Below are 1,200 nucleotides of genomic sequence, written 5' to 3'. Positions count from 1 at the left end.
ACTTGCCGGCCGACGACGTCGCCGTCATGCCCGCCTGGGAGACCCTGCCCCACGAGCGCCTCTCGCCGCGCGCCGACACCGTGGCCCAGCGCCTGTCCGTTCTGCGTCGCCTGGCCCACCCCGAGGAGGGCGGGGCGATCCGTGTTCTCGTCGTGCCCGTGCGCGCCCTGCTCGCCCCCGTCATCGCGGGGCTGGGCGAGCTCGAGCCTGTTCGGCTGGCCCCCGGCCTGGCCGTCGGTCTGGAGGAGACCTCCCGCCGCCTGGAGGCCGCCGCCTACACGCGCGTCGACATGGTCGAGTCCCGCGGCGAGTACGCCGTGCGCGGCGGCATCCTCGACGTCTTCCCACCCTCCGAGCCGCGGCCCGTGCGCGTGGACTTCTTCGGCGATGAGATCGACGAGGTCTCCTCATTCGCCGTCGCCGACCAGCGCACCATCGAGGCGCTGGCCTCCGTGACCGCCACCGCCTGCCGCGAGCTGGTCCTGACCGACGAGGTCCGCGGGCGTGCCGCCGCCTTGACTGAAGCCGTCCCCGGCGCCGCCGACATGCTGGAGAAGATCAGCCAGGGCATCGCCGTCGAGGGCATGGAGTCCCTCGCCCCGGTCCTGGTCGACAAGATGATCCCGCTGCTCGACCTCGTCGGCGACCGGCTCACGGTGCTCCTGGAGCCCGAGCGGGTGCGCAAGCGCGCCGAGGATCTGACGGCCACCACCGCCGAGTTCCTCGCGGCCGCCTGGACCTCGGCGGCCTCCGGCGGTACGGTCCCGGTCGACCTGTCCGCCGCCGCCTTCGCCCACCTGGCCGAGGCCCGGGCCCTGGCCCTGTCCACCAATCGCGGCTGGTGGTCCTTCACCGCCCTGGCCTCCGGCCCCGAGGCCACCCGCCTGGACCTCAGCGACCCGCGCACCTACCGCGGCGAACTCGAGCGGGCGGTGTCCGACCTGGGCCAGTGGGCCCGTCAGGGCTGGACCGTTGTTGTGGCCACCGACGGGCCCGGGCCCGGCCGGCGCATGGCCCAGCTCCTGGGCGACGGCGGTGTGCCCGCCCGTATCGTCGACCAGCTCTCCGAGGCGGCCGAGCTCGGCCGCGAGGTCGACTGGGTCCCCGCCCCGGCCGCCTCCGCCGAGGACGAGGCCGATGAGACGGTGAGCCCGGTCGACGGCGCTGCCGGCGCTGCGGCTGGTGATCCGGCGTCCGGCC

General features: G+C 75.2%; 1 pseudogene. It reads left to right on the top strand.

The window, feature by feature from the left end:
- Positions 1–1,200, top strand: a pseudogene (locus HMPREF0975_RS16415) (transcription-repair coupling factor); the annotation flags it as partial.

Source organism: Actinomyces sp. oral taxon 849 str. F0330, assembly GCF_000239715.1.
GTDB lineage: Bacteria > Actinomycetota > Actinomycetes > Actinomycetales > Actinomycetaceae > Actinomyces > Actinomyces johnsonii.
The sequence above is the reverse complement of the archived record's forward strand: the minus strand, read 5'-3'. Positions and strand labels throughout refer to the sequence as shown.